Consider the following 17,818-nt stretch of genomic DNA (forward strand, 5'->3'; position numbering starts at 1 on the left):
GAGCTGAGTACCTCTCATCCTGCGCCCTGTGGCGAATGTGCAGGCTTTCGAGGAAAATTCACGGTTTTTGCACCGATAAACTGCACGTTCGTCACAGGGCCCTGGACGGACCGTGGTCGCCGGCGACGTGGGTCGACAGCGACGTCCATCGTGGATAGAGGACGGCCGGGCCCAGCCATCGAGCAACGAAGCGGCGTAAGGCGACACCGTTACGCGGCGTTTGTCCAGGATCGGTCAGCATGGATTGCACCGTGCGCAACGTCATCTCGGCGAGTTCACGCAGCGCGGTGTCGTCGAAGCCCTGAAGCCTCCAATCGACATCGAAGCGGTGCAAAACGGACAGGCAGAATGCGATGGCCGTGTCGGAGGTCAGCGACGCGACGGCTTCGCCGTCGTCACTCCGGGAGAGTAGTTTCTCCAGCTGCGGGTCACCTGAGAGGTTCTCGACTCCGAATGAAACACTTTCGACCACCGCAGTGACCGGGTCGTTGAGGCCGCTGACGTGATCTGCAATCTGATCGATGAATCCGTTGACGGCACGCATAGCGCTGGCGATGAGCAGCGCGTCGGCATTGGGAAAGTAGCGGTACACCGTCTGGCGGGTGACTCCGAGCCTGCGGGCGACGTCGGCAAGCCGGATGGCTGCTCCATGCTCGGCGATCTCCTCATCGACCGCAGTCAGGATGCGCGAGAGAGCTTCCTCGTCGGATGCGGGCGCCATCACAAGCTTTTCGCTGGTGAACTCGATCGGAAGAGTTGTCGGACCGGTCATTCCCAGCAGGGATTTCCACGGGGCCGGCCCGACGAGACGGGTGGCGGGAAGGCGACGGGTGAGGACGGTGAGTGCCTCCGCCAGCTCCCGGCGTGCGAGGTTCGCGCCTAGACAATAGTGCGCTCCACCGCCGAACGTCAGAATTGCGGGGACGTCCTTGCGGGCGATGTCGAAGCGGTCAGCATCGTCATAGATCGCTGGATCTCGATTGGCTGCAAAGGTGTTCGCGAGTACGAAGGTCCCCGCCGGGAACAGATGGCCACCGAACTCGACATCGTCGACGGCGGCGCGCGGCACGATGCAGGCTGCCGATGCGGCCGTCAACAAACGAGAAATGGCAGATCAGTTGCCTGACCTGCCATTTGAGAGTGGAGCTAAGGGGAATCGAACCCCTGACCTTCTCGATGCGAACGAGACGCGCTACCAACTGCGCTATAGCCCCTGATACCGGAAGCAAAGGCTACCAGCCACCGGCCGCTAACCGGAAACCGGCCGGCCTACTGCCCGGCAGCCCGAGGTAGATCGTATTCGCGGGCCGCTGACCGGTACGACGCATAGGCTAGGTGCTCGAAGATCGGATCCTCGTCGTCGATGTCGAGCACGACCGCACCCGGCCGACGCAACCGGGCCGGCACCACGTCCAGCTTGTGGTCGTCGGTGTTCTCCACGCCGAGCCGCGACCGCGCGATCCGTTGCGCGCGCCGACGCCGCAGCTGCTCCTCGATCCGGGTCTGACGGCGCAGGTAGGCCAGGTAGAGCACGGTCAACGTACCGGCGGTGCCGCACACCCACCAGGCCGACGGGGTGACCAGGAAGGCCGCGCCGGCCGAGAACACCATCGCGACGGCCAGGACCGCGAGCACGCGCTTGCGGAACCGGAACTTGCGGGCACTGACCTCCGCGGCGGTCTTGGACTCGAACCGGCGCTGCCGGGTGGCATTCAGCGACGTGACGGGTGCCTCCGGCTGCTCCGCGTCGTCGGGCTCGTTCTCCGCTTCGGGTTCCAGCCCGGACGTGTCGGCAACGTATTCGTACTCGTCGTCGGACATGTCCTCGGAATCGTCGGCGGCCTCAGGCTCGGGCTCGGACTCCTCGGCCGGTTCCTCGACCGGCTCCTCGACGGCGCCGAGATCCACTGGGATTCGCTCGGTTTGAGCCTCGGACTCCGGCTCGGGCTCCGGCTCCGGCTCCGGTTCGGCGACGGGCTCAGCTTCAGGCTCAGGGGCGGTCTCGAATTCCAGCTCCAGCTCGGGCTCGGAGTCGACGACCGTGCCCATCGGCAGCGCCCCGGAGTCCTCGTCGACGATGTCGACGTCGAGGTAGTCGGGTTCGGTGGTCTCGACGGTCGCGGCGGCCACCACGACCGTGCGCTTCACGTGTACCTCGGCCGGCGGTTCCTCTTCCGCGTAGGCGTCGTCGTATTCCTCGTCGAGATCGGAGTCGAGATGGTCGGCGGCGGGCTGCCAGTCTGGATCGCTGTGGTGTCCGGCGGCCGGCCCGCGCCGTAGCCGTTGCGCGTTGCGTCCGCCGTTGAGCACTCTGGTCGCCAGGGCGACGTCGCTGGTACGACGCACCGAGTCGCGCTTGCTGATCAACATCGGAACCAGCACGAAAAGCCAGAGAACGACGAGGGAAATCCACAGTAGAGACTGGGGGATGCTTGGCATGACGCCTGCTCCTTTCCCCGTTCAGGCTAGGTCTGCGACCAGCGCATCCATGGATGGCGCGCCGACACAATTACACACCTGTAATTCGATCGATACAAGCACCACCAGTCACACGTGTCACATCAGCAACAGGCGGTCGTCGCGTGTGAAGCGCCATGGCGAAAAAGCCGCCGTCCAGCCGCCACAGCGCTTCACACGCGGAAATGGCTCAGCACCAACTGGCGCGGCCCCCCGAAACCAGCGCCTGCGTCGCCGAATGCGTCAGCTCCTCCAGCGTGATCGCCACCAGCAGGTGGTCCCGCCAGGCGCCGTCGACCTCCAGGTAGCGGCGTAACAACCCCTCCTCGCGGAAACCCACCCGCGCCAGCACCGCCCGGCTCGCCGCGTTCTCCGGCCGCACCGTGGCCTCCACCCGATGCAATTGCACCCCGGTGAAGCAGTGGTCGAGCCCGAGCGCCAGCGCCCCGGTGGCCACCCCACCCCCGGTCTTGTCGCTGGCCACCCAGTAGCCGATCCATGCCGAGCGCAATGCCCCGTGCGTCACGTTGCCGATCGTCAGCTGCCCGGCGAAATGTCCGTCGAGCTCGATCGCGTACGGCAGCATCCGCCCCCGCCTGGCCTCGCTGCGCAGCCCCGAGCAGATCGCGGGCCACGACGAAACCGAATGGCGGACATGCCAATCCACGCCGCTGACCGGCTCCCACGGTTCCAGGTGAGCCTGGTCAGCCAGCCGGATCCGGCTCCACACCGCGGCGTCGCGCAGCCGCACCGGCCGCAGCCGCACCACCCCGGCCGGCACCCGCAGCGGGCCGATCGAACCGGGCCAGCCCGGGTGGAATGCGCTGGACCGGAACATGGTCATGCGCACCGTCGATTCGTCACACCGTCATTCATCGAATGAAGTCTTATCAGCCGCGCTGGGCCAGGAACGCCACATCGACGGTTTCGCCGGTGCGAACCTCCTCGACCTCGCTGGGGATCACCACGAGACAGTTCGCCTCGGCCAGCGTCGCCAGCAGATGGGTGGATGCTCCGGGCGCCCCGCCGAGGGCCTGCACCAGGTATTCGCCGCTGTCCTGGTCCCGCATCAGCTGCCCACGCAGATAGCCGGTGCGCCCGGCCACCGAGCTGATCGGTGACAGTGTGCGGGCCTGGACCACGCGGCGCATCGGCTGGCGCTTGCCCAGGGACAGCCGGATCAGCGGGCGCACCATCACCTCGAACACCACCAACGCGCTCACCGGGTTGGCGGGCAGCAGGAACACCGGAACGCGGTCGCGTCCGAGCTGGCCGAACCCTTGCACCGACCCGGGATGCATCGCGATCCGGGACACCTCCATGTCGCCGAGTTCGGCGAGCACGGTGCGCACCGATTCGGCGGCGGCCCCGCCCACCGCCCCGGCGATCACCACGATCTCGTTCCGATTGACTTGGCCTTCAACAGTTTCCCGCAGTTCGCGGGGGTCAGTGCTGATGATGCCGACCCGGTTGACCTCCGCGCCCGCGTCGCGACCGGCCGCGGCCAGCGCATAGGAGTTCACGTCGTACACCTGCCCGGTGCCGGGCGTGCGGGACACGTCGACGAGTTCGCCGCCCACGCACATCACCGACAATCGTGGCCGCGGATGCACCAGCACCCGGTCCCGCCCGACCGCGGCCAGCAACCCCACCTGGGCCGGGCCGATGATCGTGCCGGCCCGCACCGCGACGTCGCCGGGCTGCACGTCGTCACCGGTGCGCCGGACGTAGGCACCGGAGCGCACACTGCGCAAAATCCGGACCCGGCTCTCTCCGCCGTCGGTCCACCGCAACGGCAGCACCGCGTCGGCCAGGGTCGGCATCGGCGCCCCGGTCTGCACCCGGGCGGCCTGCCGGGGCTGCAACCGGCTAGGGGTGCGGGCACCGGCCTCGATCGAGCCCATCACCGGCAGGCTGATCTCCCCGGCACCGTCGCCCACCGACATCACGTCGACGCTGCGTACCGCATATCCGTCGATGGCGGCCTGATCGAATCCCGGCATCGGCCGTTCGGTGACGACCTCCTCGGCACACATCAGGCCCTGTGACTCGGCGATGGCCACCCGCACCGGTCGGGGCGCCACCGCGGCAGCCGCTACCCGAGCCTGCTGTTCCTCCACCGAACGCACAACACGCCTTCCTGTCTACGGGCCGACGTGCGGGCCAGCTCGTTGCTAGCCCTCCTGTCCGGTCAGGCCCAATCGTTCGACCAACCACCGCCGCAACTCGGGGCCGTAGTCGTCACGTTCCAACGCAAAGTCAACCGCAGCCTTCAGGTAGCCGCCGGGATTTCCCAGGTCGTGTCGGGCTCCGCGATGCACCACCACGTGCACGGGATGGCCCTCTTCGATCAGCAGAGCGATGGCGTCGGTGAGCTGGATCTCCCCGCCCACCCCGCGCGAAACCCGGCGCAGGGCATCGAAGATCGCCCGGTCCAGCAGGTAGCGGCCGGCGGCGGCATACGGCGACGGCGCATCCTCGGCCTTGGGCTTTTCCACCATGCCCTTGACCCGCAGCACGTTGGGGTTGGCCGCGTCGGGCACGGTCTCGACGTCGAAGACGCCGTAGGCGCTGATCTCGTCGGCGGGCACCTCGATCGCGCACAGCACCGAACCGCCGCGCTTGGCCCGCACCTTCGACATGGTTTCCAGCACACCGGTGGGCAGCACCAGGTCGTCGGGCAGCAGCACCGCGATGGCGTCCTCGTCCGGGGCCAGCGCCGCCTCCACGCAGCTGACCGCATGGCCCAGGCCCAGCGGCTCGGCCTGCACCACGGACTCGACCTTGATCAGGGCGGGTGCGCGACGCACCTTCTCCAGCATGGTCTGCTTGCCGCGGGCCTCCAGCGTGCCCTCCAGCACCAGGTCTTCGACGAAGTGCGCGACGACACCGTCTTTGCCCTCGGAGGTGATGATGATCAGCCGCTCGGCACCGGCCTCGGCGGCCTCGGCGGCCACCAACTCGATGCCCGGGGTGTCGACCACCGGGAGCAATTCCTTGGGGACCGTCTTGGTCGCCGGCAGGAAGCGCGTGCCAAGGCCGGCCGCCGGGACGACGGCCGTGTAGGGAATCGGCACTTCAGGCGCCTTGGGAGACGTGCTCATCGTTCACACACTAACGCCCATTCTGAGATGGTGGTGGGCGTGACCCTGCCGACCAAGACCGAGTGGCGAGCCGGCGTTCTGCGGGCGCGGCGGGCCGTGCCGGCCGATCTGCGCGACCGCGAGGCGCAGGCGATTTGCCGTTGGCTGCCCGGTTTGGTGCGTGGCGGGCAAACAGTCTGCGCGTACGTTCCGGTCGGCTCCGAACCGGGGTCGTCGGCCCTGCTGGATGCGCTCGCCGAACTCGGTGTGCGCGTGTTGCTTCCGGTGGCCCGCACTGACGAGGACGGGCGCGGCCTGCCGTTGCAGTGGGGCCGGTATGAGCCGGGCACGCTGGTGGCCGCCGAGTTCGGCCTGCGCGAGCCGCCGCCGCCGTGGTTGCCCGCCGGGCGGATCGCCGAGGCCGAGGTGGTCCTGGTACCCGCGCTGGCTGTGGACCGACGCGGTACCCGGCTGGGCCGTGGCGCCGGCTTCTACGACCGCAGCCTGATCCTCGCCGCACCGGATGCGCGGCTGGTCGCGGTGGTGCGTGACGACGAGCTCGTCGACGAGTTGCCGACCGACCCGCACGACGTGCCGATGACGCATGCATTGACCCCGTTGGGCGGGGTGGTGCCGCTCGCCGGCACCGGCACCTGAAACTCGCCCACTCGATTTGCCACGCACGGTTTGTCTTCAGGCATAGCGTCGGCGACATGGGCGAGACTCCGACGTTGAAGAAGGCACTCAGCCAGCGACAGCTGCGGATGATCGCGATCGGCGGCGTGATCGGCGCCGGCCTGTTCGTCGGCTCGGGTGTGGTGATCGCCGACACCGGTCCCGGCACGTTCATCACCTATGCGCTGGCCGGTGTGCTGATCATCATGGTGATGCGGATGCTCGCCGAGATGGCCGTGGCCAACCCGTCGACCGGCTCGTTCGCCGACTATGCCCGCAACGCGCTGGGCAACTGGGCCGGTTTCTCGGTCGGCTGGCTGTATTGGTATTTCTGGGTGATCGTCGTCGGGTTCGAGGCGATCGCCGGCGCCAAGATCATCCAGTATTGGGTCGACGTGCCGTTGTGGCTGACCGCGCTGGCGCTGTTGATCGCGATGACGGCCACCAACCTGTTCTCGGTGTCATCGTTCGGCGAGTTCGAATATTGGTTCGCCGGGATCAAGGTGGCCGCGATCCTGGTGTTCATCGGGCTGGGCTCGCTGTTCGTGCTCGGCCTGTGGCCGCACAAGGAGCTGGACTTCTCCAACCTCACCGCCCACGGCGGCTTTTTCCCGCTGGGCGCCACGGCCGTCACGGTAGGGGTGGTGACGGTGATCTTCTCGATGGTCGGCGCCGAGATCGCCACCATCGCCGCGGCCGAGTCGGCCGATCCGGAGCGGGCGGTGGCCAAGGCCGCCAACTCGGTGATCATCCGCGTGTTGCTCTTCTTCGTCGGCTCGGCGTTCCTGTTGGTGACGATCCTGCCGTGGAACAGTGAGCAGACGGCGGCCTCGCCGTTCGTGGCGGCGTTCACCGAGCTGGGCATCCCCTATGCCGACCACATCATGAACGCCGTCGTGCTCACCGCGGTGCTGAGTTGCCTGAACTCCGGGATGTACACGGCCTCGCGGATGCTGTTCGTGCTGGCGGCCCGGCGCGAGGCGCCGCCGCAGCTGGTCGCGGTGACCCGCCGCGGCGTGCCGGCGACGGCGATCCTGACCTCGTCGGTGGTGGGTTTCGTCTGCGTGATCGCCGCCGCCTTCTCGCCCAACACGATCTTCGCGTTCCTGCTGAACTCCAGTGGCGCGGTCATCCTGTTCGTCTACCTGCTGATCGCGCTCTCACAGATCGTGCTGCGCTACCGCAGCGCCCCCGGCACCCTCAAGGTCAAGATGTGGTTGTTCCCGGTGTTGTCGATCCTCACCGCGCTCGCGATCACCGCGATCCTGATCCAGATGTTCCTCCAGGGCGGTGAGAACCGGAAGGCGCTGACGCTGAGCCTGTTGTCGTGGGCGGTGGTGATCGTGCTGTTCGTGGCCAACCGGTGGTTCCTGTCCCGCCGGCCGGAGGTGCCCGAGGTGGCCCGGGCCGCCGACGCCCCACGCCCGCACCGGGTGTTGGTACTGGCCAACGAGACTGTGCAGTCGAACGAACTTCTCGACGAGCTGCGCAGCATCGGCGCGGACCGGGACACCGTCTATCACGTGGTGGTCCCGGCCAGCCCGATCGAGACCGGGGTGGCCGCCACCCACGGGCCACTCGACATCTCCGAGGCGACCGTGCGCGCGGCGCAGCGCCGCCTCGACCAGACCCTGAGCACGCTGCACTCCGACCAGCTGCAGGCCGACGGCGAGTTGGGCGACTACCGCCCGCTGCGCGCCCTGGCCCACGCAGTGGAGGTGTTCCGGCCCGACCAGATCGTGATTTCGACGCTGCCGCCGGAGGATTCGGTGTGGCAGCGTTTCGATGTCGTCGACCGGGCCCGGGCCGAACATCGGGTCCCGGTGACGCACGTCGTGTCGCGGGTGCGGGAGCGGGCGTCGTGACCATCCTGGCCGCGTTCAGCGCCAGCCGGCACAGCAGCGCTCCGCTGAATCTGGCCGTTCAGCTCGCCCGCACCACCGGCGAGAAGGTGATCGCCGCGGCTGTGGTGGAACGGTCCTGGCCGCCGCGTGACGATCCGATCGAGGGCGAGTATCTGGCTTACGTTCGCGCCCAGGCCAGCCAAGTGCTCCAGCGGGCCGTCGCCGTGCTGCCCGCCGATGTGGACGTCACCCCGCTGGTCCACGAATCCACGTCGATACCAACAGGTTTGCTCGAACTGGCCGACAGGCATCGGGCGACGCTGGTGGCCGTCGGCTCGTCCTCGTCGGGCATGCTCGGGCGGGTGGCGCTGGGCAGCGTGACCGAACGCCTGGTGCACACCGCCCGGCTGCCGGTCGCCTTCGCGCCGCGCGGCTACGCCCAGTCCGACGCCGTCATCGGCCGGCTCACCGCGGCCTACGGCGGCGAGGCCGATGTCAACGGGCTGATCCCGGCCACCGCCGCACTGGCCGCGGCCTGGAAAGCCCGGCTGCGCATCGTGTCGTTCAGCGTGCGCAACACCGCGGCGTTCCACGGGTCGATCGAATCCTCAGCCGAGGCGCTGGTGGTCCAGCAGTGGGCGCGCCGGACCCAGGCCGATATCACCAAGCAGCTCAACGTCATTCGGGCCCGGATGGCGCTGCCCGAGGTCGACGTGCTGGTCGGGGTCGGTCACGACTGGAACGCCGCGGTGCAGAGCATCGACTGGGAGGCCGGGGATCTGCTGGTGCTCGGCTCCGGCGCGGCCGCCCCGGTGGCCCAGGTGTTCCTCGGCTCGGCGGCGGGCAAGATCCTGCGCCGCTCGCCGGTGCCGGTGCTGATCGCGCCGCGTCATCGGGGCTAGCTTTGACACTTCGCCTGCCTGCCCAATTTGAAATTTGAATGCGTGCAGCGCAGGAGCTGTTCACTATCTGGACGCTGTGACGAGTGTGCAGCTTGTACGGCAATTCCGGCGCGACCAGCAGGAAAAGACTGCACGCTCGTCACAGTGCGCCAAAACGGAAACCTGCCCGGGTCGGCATTGGTTTGCGCCGCGGATTGCGGTCACTAGCAACCGTCCAGCACCGCCGCCATGGCGTCCTTCTCCTTCGCCGAGACCCACAGCCCATAAACGGCTTTCACCTCGATCTGGCGGGCCACAAACTCACACCGGAACGCCGCATTGGGCGGCAGCCAGCCGGCCGCATCGCGGAAGGCCTTGTCGAAGTTGGGTTGTGCGCCCACGGCGAGCAGGTTGCGGGGGTCATTGGCGAAGTCCCTGCGCCGCTGCGGGTCCCACGTGCGCGCGCCCTTGTACCAGGCATCCGACAGCGAGACCAGGTGGTCGATCTGCACGGCGCCCGAGGTGTCGGGCCCGCGGGTGAACGCGACCTCGACGCCGGTGTAGGGATCGTGCAGGACGCCGGTGGCGGCGTAGCAGGTGCCGGGCCGGACGGTCAGGGCGGCCAGATCGCGGCGCAGGATGTCGTCGCGGGTGTTGCAGCCGTTGTGGCCGAACTCGACGTTGACGTCGTCACTCCAGGCCTCGCCGAAGTGGTATCGGGCGTAGTCGCTGTGGCGGTCCCAGCCTTTGACCGGCAGCCTGCCGAGCTGGGCCCGGGCCTGGTCGTAGGCCGACGGCGGCCGGGCCACGCCCGAGGGTTCCGGCACCGCGTCCGCCGGCCGCTCCTCACGGGCCCGGGCCACCACGAGCACGGCCGCCACCGCCAGGATTACCGCCACCACGACCAGTACCGCTAACCTTCCGGTGCGCCGGCGCCGGCGGCCCGCGGGAATGACATGGCCCACGTAGCGGTTCTAGCACTTGAGCCGGTAGAGTGCTAACAAGTTTGACCAACTCGGAGGTTTTCGTGCCTACCTATTCCTATGCGTGCACTGAGTGCGGCAATCGGTTCGACGCGGTGCAGGCCTTCAGCGACGATGCGCTGACGACCTGCCCCAAGTGCTCCGGCAAGCTGCGCAAGCTCTTTGGCTCGGTGGGCGTGGTGTTCAAGGGCAGCGGCTTCTACCGGACCGACAACCGCGAGTCGGGCAAGAGCTCGTCCAACGGCTCGGCCAAGAGCTCCGAGAGCAGCTCGTCGAGCTCGTCCTCGGACTCCTCCTCGTCGGGCAGCTCGTCCACCGCTTCGACGTCGTCGAGCAGCTCCAGCGCCGCCCCGGCCGCGGCCGCCTCGAGCTAGCTCCGAAGTTATCCACAGGACGGCGAAGACGCCGTTCTCCTACGGCCCGCCCGCGCATAACGTGGCGCCATGGCCGATTCACTCAACCCGTCGCCCTGGCATCGGCTGACCGCGGCCCGGCCCGATTGGACCCGGACGGTGGCCGCGCGCCGTGCGGCCGCGGCCGGGTTGGTGGTGCTGGCCGCCGTCGCGGCGCTGCGGTCGGATCCGCACGGCGACTACACCGATATCGCGGTGGCCGCCCACGATCTGTCCCCGGGCGTGGCACTGACCGCCGCCGATATCCGGCTGGAACGACGCGCCACCGCGGCCCTGCCCGACGGCGCCCAGCGTGACACCGACCAGGTGATCGGCGCGACGCTGACCGCCCCGGCCCGCCGCGGCGAGGTCATCACCGATGTCCGACTGCTGGGCTCTCGGCTGGCCGAATCGGCCGCCGGCCCGGACGCCCGGATCGTGCCGGTGAAACTCAGCGATACCGCGCTGCTGGATCTGATCCGCCCGGGCGATGTGGTCGACGTGGTGACCGTGACGCCGGATCAGGACGACCGGCAACCGGCCCGGCCCGTCGTGATCGCCTCGGGCGCGGTCGTCGTCCTGGTCTCGGAGAAAGCCCGCGGCACCAGCGCCGGCACCGATCGGGTGGCGCTGGTGGCGCTGCCGGCCCGGTCGGCCAACGAGGTGGCAGCCACCACCTTGGTGCAGGCCATCACGCTGACCATCCACTGAATTCGCCGCCAGCGGTTACTGTTTGCTTGTCGCACCAACACACCCCACTGCAGGAAGGGTCCGCAGTATGTTGAAAGGCTTCAAAGAGTTTCTCGCCCGTGGCAACGTCATCGACCTTGCGGTTGCTGTGGTCATCGGCGCCGCTTTCACCGGGTTGGTCACCTCGTTCACCGAAAAAGTCATCCAGCCACTCGTCGACCGCGTCGGCGCGGGCGGCGACCGTGAATACGGCATCCTCAAGATTTCCCTGGGCGGCGACCCCGAACAGTTCGTCGACTTCAACGCGGTGCTGTCGGCAGCCATCAACTTCCTGATCGTCGCGGCCGTCATCTACTTCGTGATCATGGTGCCGTACAAGAAGCTTCGTGAGCGTGGCGAGGTGGAACAAGCTCAGGACACCGAACTGAGCCTCCTCACCGAGATCCGCGATCTGCTGGCCGAGAACTCCAACGGCTCCAGCGGCAGGCACGAGCATGTCACCGGACCGGGCACCGGCCCGAGCCCCGATACCGCCAAGCACACCAGCGCTGACCGTTCCTGATCAGACCTACACACGAAGGCGGCCCCCGGAGATTTCCGGGGGCCGCCTTTGTAGCTTCAGAACCTCAGTTCATGTTCCAGGGCTCGCCGTAGGTGGTGACGCTGTCACCGGTGGAGGCGATCAGCCGGGCGAACGGACGCAACAGCACCCCACCGGCCGCACCGGTCACCGTGCCGTGCGCGTTGGACACCGCCACCCCACCGGCCGGGCCCGCCACGTCCACCGAGAAGGTCGCGACTTCCTGGATACCCGGGCCGTTACCCAGGTCCGCACTGATCGACACACCCGGGAACAGGTTCGGCGTGATGACGGATTCCAGGCCGAAGGGCGGACCGGTGATGTCACCATCGTCGATCAAGATGTTGGGCGTCGTGTAGGAGAAGTTGATGCCCACACCCAGCGACCAGGGGAAACCGATCTGATACCCCAACTCCAAGGTGCCCTCGAAATCCTCGGCACCCGGCCCCTCGACGTGATACTTGGCCCGGCCCGAATGAAACCACTCACGCGTGAGCCGGTTGCGGTCCAACGGGAACACCCCATTGAGGAAGGTGTCCCACTGCTGCACGGTCAGCGTCCGATCCTGACCGTCAACCAGGCTCAGCTCATTGTCCAGACCCGCATGAGACGTGGCCGTGCCGACAAACACGGCCGCAAAGACCCCGGCTAACGCGGTCACCATCGCGACCAGCGCGCGACTGAATGCCTTCATGTTCTCCCTAGCTATCTCGCCGGCGTCCCGCAGGGCCACCGAGTCGTGGTCGGCGATGCAGTCCCCAGCAGACCGTACCGCCACGCAAGACCGATATGTGATGCGGATTAAAAACCTCACACGTTGCTCTTACGTACTGCTCATCGTTGACACGAGGAACATAACGGCGCCGCATAGGGGCGGCAACGCGAACACATATCCGCAGGTCTGCATGCGACCGGTCGATCAAAATTTGCTGCACGCGGTCGCCAGGGCGGCGTGCCAGGGCCGCGACGCTGGGATTTGGCCGTCCGGGCAATGACGTGACGCTCTTCGCCTTCTCGACAGAACGAGGTGCAGCCCACAGCTGCGCCCCGGCGTTTCCCACACTCATTACCCGGTCACCATTCATTGATGGTGAGGCGGAATGTTGCGCCGCAACCACTGCTCCCGGTCCGCGTCGTCCTCCGGCGAAGCGGTGTCACGTTCGTCTGGAGCGATCTCCGGCAAGGCATCGCCAAATATCTTGTTAACTGCGTGGCGGCTCTTTTTGTTCGCTTCCGGCATCATCAATCCCCTTTGTGATCGATATCACAACTGCGCCCCAGCGGTCTGACAGGAAACGTTAACCTGCGCTTAACCAGCATGAACCCCGAACTGAACCTTCGTCACAAAAACGAAACGGCGGCCGGTGGCCGCCGTTTCGAAGTGTGGCTATATCTCCAAACTTGACAGTTGGCCGATGACTTGCGCCGCCAGCGGGCCGAGGGTGGCCATACCGTCGCGCACCGCGGCGCGGGATCCGGCGATGTTCACCACCAGCGTGCTACCGGAGACCCCGCACAGGCCCCGGGACAGGCCCGCGTCCACGATGCCGGCCGAAAGGCCCGAGGCACGCAGCGCCTCGGCGATGCCCAGCAGCTCGCGGTCCAGGATGTCGCGGGTGGCCTCCGGCGTCACGTCACGCGGCGTCACGCCGGTCCCGCCGACCGACACCACCAGATCGACACCGCCGATCACCGCGGTGTTCAACGCATTGCGGATCTCGACCTCGTCGGCCGCCACGACCACGACACCGTCGACGACGAATCCGGCCTCACCCAACAGCTCGGTGACCAACGGACCACTGTGGTCCTCCTCGCCATGTGCAGTGCGGTCATCCACGACGACGACGAGCGCCCGGCCCACCAACTCCCCTGGTTGTTCCATGCCTGCAACCGTATATCCGGCGGCGGACAACGGCGTAGCCAGCCGCAGTGTGGCCGATCCCGAAGGTCCCGTCACGGTGCTCACTGCTCGGCCCTGCCCAGGGTGACCTCGACGGTCTGGGGTTTACCGGCCGGATCCATGAAGGTCAGGGTGACCTTGTCGCCGGGGGCCTTGGACCGCACGGCGGCGACCAGCGCGTCGGCGCTGTTGATCACCCGGTTGTCGACCTTGGTGACCACCACGCCGCTGGGCAGTCCGGCTGCGGCCGCGGCGCCGCCGCCGGTGACCTCGACGATCTTGGCGCCGTCACTGGTGCGGTCATTGCTGACCTGCACCCCCAGCGAGGCGTGCGAGGCCGTGCCGTTCTGGATCAGCTCGTCGGCGATTCGTTTGGCCTGGTCGACCGGGATCGCGAAACCCAGCCCGATCGAGCCGCTCTGGGCCTGCGGGGAATCCCCGCCCATGGTGGCGATCGCCGAGTTGATCCCGACGAGCTCGCCGTTCATGTTGACCAGGGCGCCACCGGAGTTGCCGGGGTTGATCGCGGCGTCGGTCTGGATGGCGTCGAGCACGGTGTTCTGGTTGCGGGTGTCGCCGCCGGCGGCCACCGGCCGGTTGAGGGCGCTGATGATGCCTGTGGTGACGGTGCCTTCCAAGCCCAGTGGTGATCCGATGGCCACCACATCCTGGCCCACCCGCAAGTTGGCCGACGAGCCGACGGTGATCGGGGTCAGCCCCGAGACGTCCTGGGCCCGCACCACGGCGATGTCACTGCTCGGATCGGTGCCCACCACGGTGAACGTCTTGGTGGTTCCGTCGGAGAACGTCACCTTCGTCTCGGCGCTCGGCGGGGCCCCTGCCGGTAGCGGGACCGGCGCGGCCGGCTTGGCGGCGGCCTGCACGACATGGTTGTTGGTGAGGATGAGGCCGTCGGCGGTCAGGATGATGCCCGAGCCCTCCTCGGAGGCACGGCCCATGTCGGTCTCGAGCTTGACCACGCTCGGCACCACTTTGGCCGCGACCTGCTCCACCGAACCGGGCGGCAGGGCGGCGGCCGGGACGGCCGAGGACGCGCCGAGGCCCTGTGTGCCGAGGCGGGGGTGGTCGTCGTGCACCAGCGAGGCCACACCGCCCCCGATACCCGCCGAGACGAGTGCCACTGCGACGGCGCCGGTGACCAGCGGAGCCCGGGAGCGTTTCTTGGCCGGCACCGGCTGGGGGGTGGCCGGGATCCGGTATGGGTCGTACGGCGCGCGGTAAGCCTGCTGCTGGGGATGGGGGGCCTGCTGTTGAGGCTGTTGCGGTTGTTGACGGGCGTAGCGCCAGTCGTAGGCCTGGGACTGATAGGGATCGGGACGCGCACCGGCGTATCCGGGGGCGACGCCGCCGGAGTGCTGCTCCGGCTGCTGGGGGTACCTCGGGTGGTTCGTCATTGCGCTGCGTGCTCTTCTCTTGTAATTGGTCCGACGGCCGTTGTCTGCGGCCCCGTCCGACCCGTCTGTCCAACCCTCGTGTCTCTCACTTCGTCAAACGAAGCACTGAGCATTGAGGTTGCCCAGATGGACTGAGAATCCACTTAGAGATTTCGGTCCATCCATGATCCGTCCCCCGACCGATCAACTCTCTCACTTATTGTCCGTGCCCACGGTGTGCCCGCCGACCACCGGGTGGCTGTGTGTCGTTGCGGAGTGTGGGATCGGCTCCCCCGGCAAAACGAGGTGGATCGACGCCCCCGGCGGGTTTCCGCCCGGCACGGTCTCGTCGATCCGCAGCGCACCACCGTGTTTGAGCACCACCTGCTGCACGATGGCCAGTCCGAGGCCGGATCCCGGCATCGCCCGCGCGGCATCCGAACGGTAGAACCGCTCGAACACCAACCGGCGTTCTTCCGGGGGGATACCGGGTCCGTGGTCGGAGACCACGAGCTCGGCATGGGTGGCGTCGATCTGGTACATCCGCACGCCGACGCGGCCACCGGCCGGGCTCCACTTGGCCGCGTTGTCCAACAGGTTGAGCACGGCTCGGCCCAGTCCCGGGGCGTCGCCGAACACCTGCCAGCCGATGACGTCGACGTCGAACTCGACGTCGTTGCGGCGGCGCCGGGCCCGTTCCAGGCTGCGGTCCACGACTTCGGACATGTCGACGGGCTCGTAGGTGATGCCGCCGGCGTCGTCGCGGGTGAGGTCGACGAGATCGCCGACCAGGGTGGACAGCTCCTCGATCTGGGCGATCACGTCGGTCTGCAGGCCGGCCATCTCCTCCTCGGGCAGCGGCGGCGCACCGGGGGCCTGCGAGGCCATCAGCAGTTCGACGTTGGTGCGCAATGAGGTCAGCGGGGTTCGCAGTTCGTGCCCGGCGTCGGAGACCAGCCGGGCTTGGCGTTCCCGGGATTCGGCCAATGCCCGCAACATCATGTTGAACGCCTCGGTGAGCCGGGCCAGCTCATCGCTGCCGACCACCGGGATGGGCCGCAGATCGTCGGTGCGGGCCACCCGCTCGGCGGCCTCGGTGAGTCTGCCCACCGGTCTGAGCCCGGCTCGGGCCACCGCACCACCGGCCATGGCGGCCACCACCACGCCGACACCACCGACGATGAGCAGCACGGTGCCCAGGCGTCTGAGCACTTGCCCGGTGGGGGCCAGGCTCTTGGAGATCAGCAGGGAGCTGCCGTTGGCCAGGTGCACCGCCAGCACCCGCTGATGGTTGGCGGTGCGCAGCGACATCAGCAGCTCACCGGAGATGACGTCCTTCTCGGCCTGCCCCAGCGGCAGCATCTGTCCCTGCTGGTTGGCCGTATAGATGGAGCGGCCGGGGATCACCAGCATCGCGTTGACGTCGGAGTAGGCCGTGCCCTCGATCGCCTTGCCGGGATCGGCGGCCAGCGATCCGCTCTCGATCAGCAGCCGGGCGCGGCTGTGCAGCTGGTTGTCCAGGTCGTCGTAGAGAGCGCGGGACACGACGGCGTAGACGGCGACGGCCATCAGCACGACCACCATGGCCACCATCGACATCGCGAGCATCATCACGCGCCAGCGCAAGGACAGTGAGCTGGTGTTGCGCGCGACGGGCGCGGCGAGCGGACCGGTGTTGTCGTTGAATGCCATCACATCAGGGAGGTGTTTCGCGCAGCACGTAGCCGACGCCGCGCACGGTGTGAATCAGTCTGGGCTCGCCCTCGGCCTCGGTTTTGCGCCGGAGATAGCCGATGTAGACCTCGAGGGCGTTGCCCGAGGTCGGGAAGTCGAATCCCCACACCTCTTCGAGAATGCGGCTGCGGGTGAGCACCCGGCGCGGGTTGGCGATCAGCATTTCCAGCAGCGAGAACTCGGTGCGGGTCAGGCTGATCTGGCGTTGGCCGCGGGTCACCTCGCGGGTGACGGGGTCCAGGGTCAGATCGGAGAAGGTCATCTTCTGGGAATCGGTGCCGTCGTCGCTGACGGTCCGGCGCAGCAACGCCCGCATCCGGGCCAGCAGTTCCTCGAGCGCAAACGGCTTGGGCAGGTAGTCGTCGGCACCGGCGTCCAGTCCGGCGACCCGCTCGGAGACGGAGTCGCGGGCGGTCAGCACCAGGATCGGCAGGTCGTCGCCGGTGCTGCGGAGCTGCCGGCACACCTCCAGGCCGTCCAGCCGCGGCATCATCACATCCAGAACCACAGCGTCGGGCCGGTCGGCGGCGATCGCGTCAAGAGCTTCGACCCCGTCTTGGGCCAGCTCGACGGAATAACCATTGAAGGAAAGCGACCGGCGCAGGGATTCGCGCACAGCGCGATCGTCGTCCACGACAAGTATGCGCACAGGCACAGTTTCATCCTGCTATCTGAGAGTGGACTGAGAGGCGCGCCGCAAATTCGCCGAACATTTTGCGTGGCCAGGGGCAGGCAGGACAGGTGTGGACACGACAAAGAGCGCTACCACGCGGGGTAGCGCTCTTTGACGAAGTGTCTGCGGGGGTCTAGCGCTTGTCGAGGTCGACGAGGCCCAGACGAGCGGCCTTGAGTAGACGGCGCGGCACCTTGTGCTGCTGACCGGCAACGTTGACACCGACCAGACCGGTGGCCTCGGCCTTCCACTGCGCGCGCCGGCTACGGGTATTCGCGCGCGACATTCTGCGCTTGGGCACAGCCATGACGTGCATCTCCTTGCTTTGGGGTGTTGCCGCTCGTTCGAAACGACTCGCCGGCGGCGACGACTGCACTACAGAGTAACGGTTGACCTGCACCGGCTCCAAAACGTGTCGGGCTTCTTTCGTCGAACGCGACGCAAACGTCGTTGCACGCCCCGACCCGACGACGCCTGCGTCACACTCGGGGCATTCGCCGGGGCCGGAACACCCCTTGACTCGAGACCAGAG

Annotated in this window: 19 protein-coding genes, 1 tRNA gene and 1 pseudogene; 6 read left to right on the forward strand and 15 right to left on the reverse strand. The window is 67.7% G+C overall.

Translation table 11 applies throughout. The annotated features are described in order from the left end of the window. Positions 1–91 precede the first annotated feature (91 nt). From FR943_RS22090 to FR943_RS22120, 7 genes and pseudogenes are all read right to left on the reverse strand, one after another. A complete protein-coding gene (locus FR943_RS22090) occupies positions 92–721 on the reverse strand; it encodes a TetR/AcrR family transcriptional regulator (RefSeq protein ID WP_217160444.1) in 630 nt (209 codons plus the stop codon). Next, positions 710–1,084, reverse strand: a pseudogene (locus tag FR943_RS22095) (cytochrome P450); the annotation flags it as partial. The pseudogene FR943_RS22095 and the gene FR943_RS22090, both read right to left, overlap by 12 nt. Before the next feature lie 57 nt (positions 1,085–1,141). Continuing rightward, positions 1,142–1,214 (reverse strand) — tRNA-Ala (locus tag FR943_RS22100). 55 nt (positions 1,215–1,269) lie between these two features. Beyond that, positions 1,270–2,439, reverse strand: a complete 1,170-nt coding sequence (sepX, locus tag FR943_RS22105; RefSeq protein ID WP_217160392.1) for a divisome protein SepX/GlpR — start codon at positions 2,437–2,439, stop codon at positions 1,270–1,272. A gap of 208 nt (positions 2,440–2,647) precedes the next feature. Next, positions 2,648–3,301, reverse strand: a complete 654-nt coding sequence (locus FR943_RS22110) for a GNAT family N-acetyltransferase (RefSeq protein ID WP_217160393.1) — start codon at positions 3,299–3,301, stop codon at positions 2,648–2,650. A 46-nt stretch (positions 3,302–3,347) separates the two neighbouring features. After that, positions 3,348–4,586 carry a molybdotransferase-like divisome protein Glp gene (gene glp / locus FR943_RS22115; RefSeq protein WP_217160394.1) on the reverse strand — a complete coding sequence of 413 codons (1,239 nt, stop codon included), beginning with the start codon at positions 4,584–4,586 and terminating at the stop codon, positions 3,348–3,350. A gap of 45 nt (positions 4,587–4,631) precedes the next feature. Beyond that, on the reverse strand, positions 4,632–5,561 hold the full coding sequence (locus FR943_RS22120) for a UTP--glucose-1-phosphate uridylyltransferase (protein WP_217160395.1): 930 nt from the start codon (positions 5,559–5,561) through the stop codon (positions 4,632–4,634). Between the two features lie 27 nt (positions 5,562–5,588). Here FR943_RS22120 and FR943_RS22125 point away from each other — a divergent pair, with 27 nt between their 5' ends. The 3 genes from FR943_RS22125 to FR943_RS22135 are packed head-to-tail and all read left to right on the forward strand — an operon-like array spanning position 5,589 to position 8,961. Then, the gene (locus tag FR943_RS22125; protein WP_217160396.1) at positions 5,589–6,197 is read left to right on the forward strand and encodes a 5-formyltetrahydrofolate cyclo-ligase; all 609 of its coding nucleotides are present in this window, start codon (positions 5,589–5,591) and stop codon (positions 6,195–6,197) included. Positions 6,198–6,253: 56 nt separating this feature from the next. Beyond that, positions 6,254–8,080, forward strand: coding sequence for an amino acid permease (locus FR943_RS22130; RefSeq protein WP_217160397.1), 1,827 nt, complete (start codon positions 6,254–6,256; stop codon positions 8,078–8,080). Then, positions 8,077–8,961 (forward strand): universal stress protein, encoded by an 885-nt coding sequence (locus tag FR943_RS22135; protein WP_217160398.1) that lies wholly within the window; start codon positions 8,077–8,079, stop codon positions 8,959–8,961. Before FR943_RS22130 ends, FR943_RS22135 begins: the two co-directional genes overlap by 4 nt. A gap of 203 nt (positions 8,962–9,164) precedes the next feature. On the opposite strand, the gene FR943_RS22140 is transcribed toward FR943_RS22135, so the two are convergent. Then, on the reverse strand, positions 9,165–9,842 hold the full coding sequence (locus tag FR943_RS22140) for an HNH endonuclease family protein (RefSeq protein WP_217160445.1): 678 nt from the start codon (positions 9,840–9,842) through the stop codon (positions 9,165–9,167). A 125-nt stretch (positions 9,843–9,967) separates the two neighbouring features. Between FR943_RS22140 and FR943_RS22145 the strand changes: the two genes are divergently transcribed. The 3 genes from FR943_RS22145 to mscL all read left to right on the forward strand — a co-directional run bounded on the left by FR943_RS22145 (position 9,968) and on the right by mscL (position 11,567). Continuing rightward, positions 9,968–10,297, forward strand: a complete 330-nt coding sequence (locus FR943_RS22145; protein WP_217160399.1) for an FmdB family zinc ribbon protein — start codon at positions 9,968–9,970, stop codon at positions 10,295–10,297. A gap of 69 nt (positions 10,298–10,366) precedes the next feature. Further along, on the forward strand, positions 10,367–11,026 hold the full coding sequence (locus FR943_RS22150) for an SAF domain-containing protein (protein ID WP_217160400.1): 660 nt from the start codon (positions 10,367–10,369) through the stop codon (positions 11,024–11,026). Between the two features lie 67 nt (positions 11,027–11,093). Beyond that, positions 11,094–11,567, forward strand: coding sequence for a large-conductance mechanosensitive channel protein MscL (gene mscL, locus FR943_RS22155; RefSeq protein ID WP_217160401.1), 474 nt, complete (start codon positions 11,094–11,096; stop codon positions 11,565–11,567). Between the two features lie 64 nt (positions 11,568–11,631). Here the strand turns inward: mscL and mspA are convergent, their stop codons facing one another. From mspA to rpmF, 7 genes are all read right to left on the reverse strand, one after another. After that, the gene (gene mspA, locus FR943_RS22160; RefSeq protein ID WP_217160446.1) at positions 11,632–12,279 is read right to left on the reverse strand and encodes a porin MspA; all 648 of its coding nucleotides are present in this window, start codon (positions 12,277–12,279) and stop codon (positions 11,632–11,634) included. Between the two features lie 387 nt (positions 12,280–12,666). Continuing rightward, positions 12,667–12,825 carry a hypothetical protein gene (locus tag FR943_RS22165; RefSeq protein ID WP_217160402.1) on the reverse strand — a complete coding sequence of 53 codons (159 nt, stop codon included), beginning with the start codon at positions 12,823–12,825 and terminating at the stop codon, positions 12,667–12,669. Between the two features lie 147 nt (positions 12,826–12,972). Next, a complete protein-coding gene (locus FR943_RS22170; RefSeq protein ID WP_372448220.1) occupies positions 12,973–13,467 on the reverse strand; it encodes a MogA/MoaB family molybdenum cofactor biosynthesis protein in 495 nt (164 codons plus the stop codon). 80 nt (positions 13,468–13,547) lie between these two features. Then, positions 13,548–14,900, reverse strand: a complete 1,353-nt coding sequence (locus FR943_RS22175; RefSeq protein WP_217160403.1) for a S1C family serine protease — start codon at positions 14,898–14,900, stop codon at positions 13,548–13,550. A 192-nt stretch (positions 14,901–15,092) separates the two neighbouring features. Then, positions 15,093–16,571 carry a HAMP domain-containing sensor histidine kinase gene (locus tag FR943_RS22180; RefSeq protein WP_217160404.1) on the reverse strand — a complete coding sequence of 493 codons (1,479 nt, stop codon included), beginning with the start codon at positions 16,569–16,571 and terminating at the stop codon, positions 15,093–15,095. Between the two features lie 4 nt (positions 16,572–16,575). Then, entirely contained in the window at positions 16,576–17,262 is a 687-nt protein-coding gene (locus FR943_RS22185) for a response regulator transcription factor (RefSeq protein WP_217160405.1), read from the reverse strand. A 157-nt stretch (positions 17,263–17,419) separates the two neighbouring features. Further along, complete coding sequence (gene rpmF, locus FR943_RS22190; protein ID WP_003885704.1) at positions 17,420–17,593, reverse strand: 50S ribosomal protein L32; 174 nt, start codon at positions 17,591–17,593, stop codon at positions 17,420–17,422. Positions 17,594–17,818: the final 225 nt, after the last annotated feature.

Origin of the sequence: [Mycobacterium] fortunisiensis (assembly GCF_019050325.1) — a bacterium.
In the GTDB taxonomy this organism is placed as follows: domain Bacteria; phylum Actinomycetota; class Actinomycetes; order Mycobacteriales; family Mycobacteriaceae; genus Mycobacterium; species Mycobacterium fortunisiensis.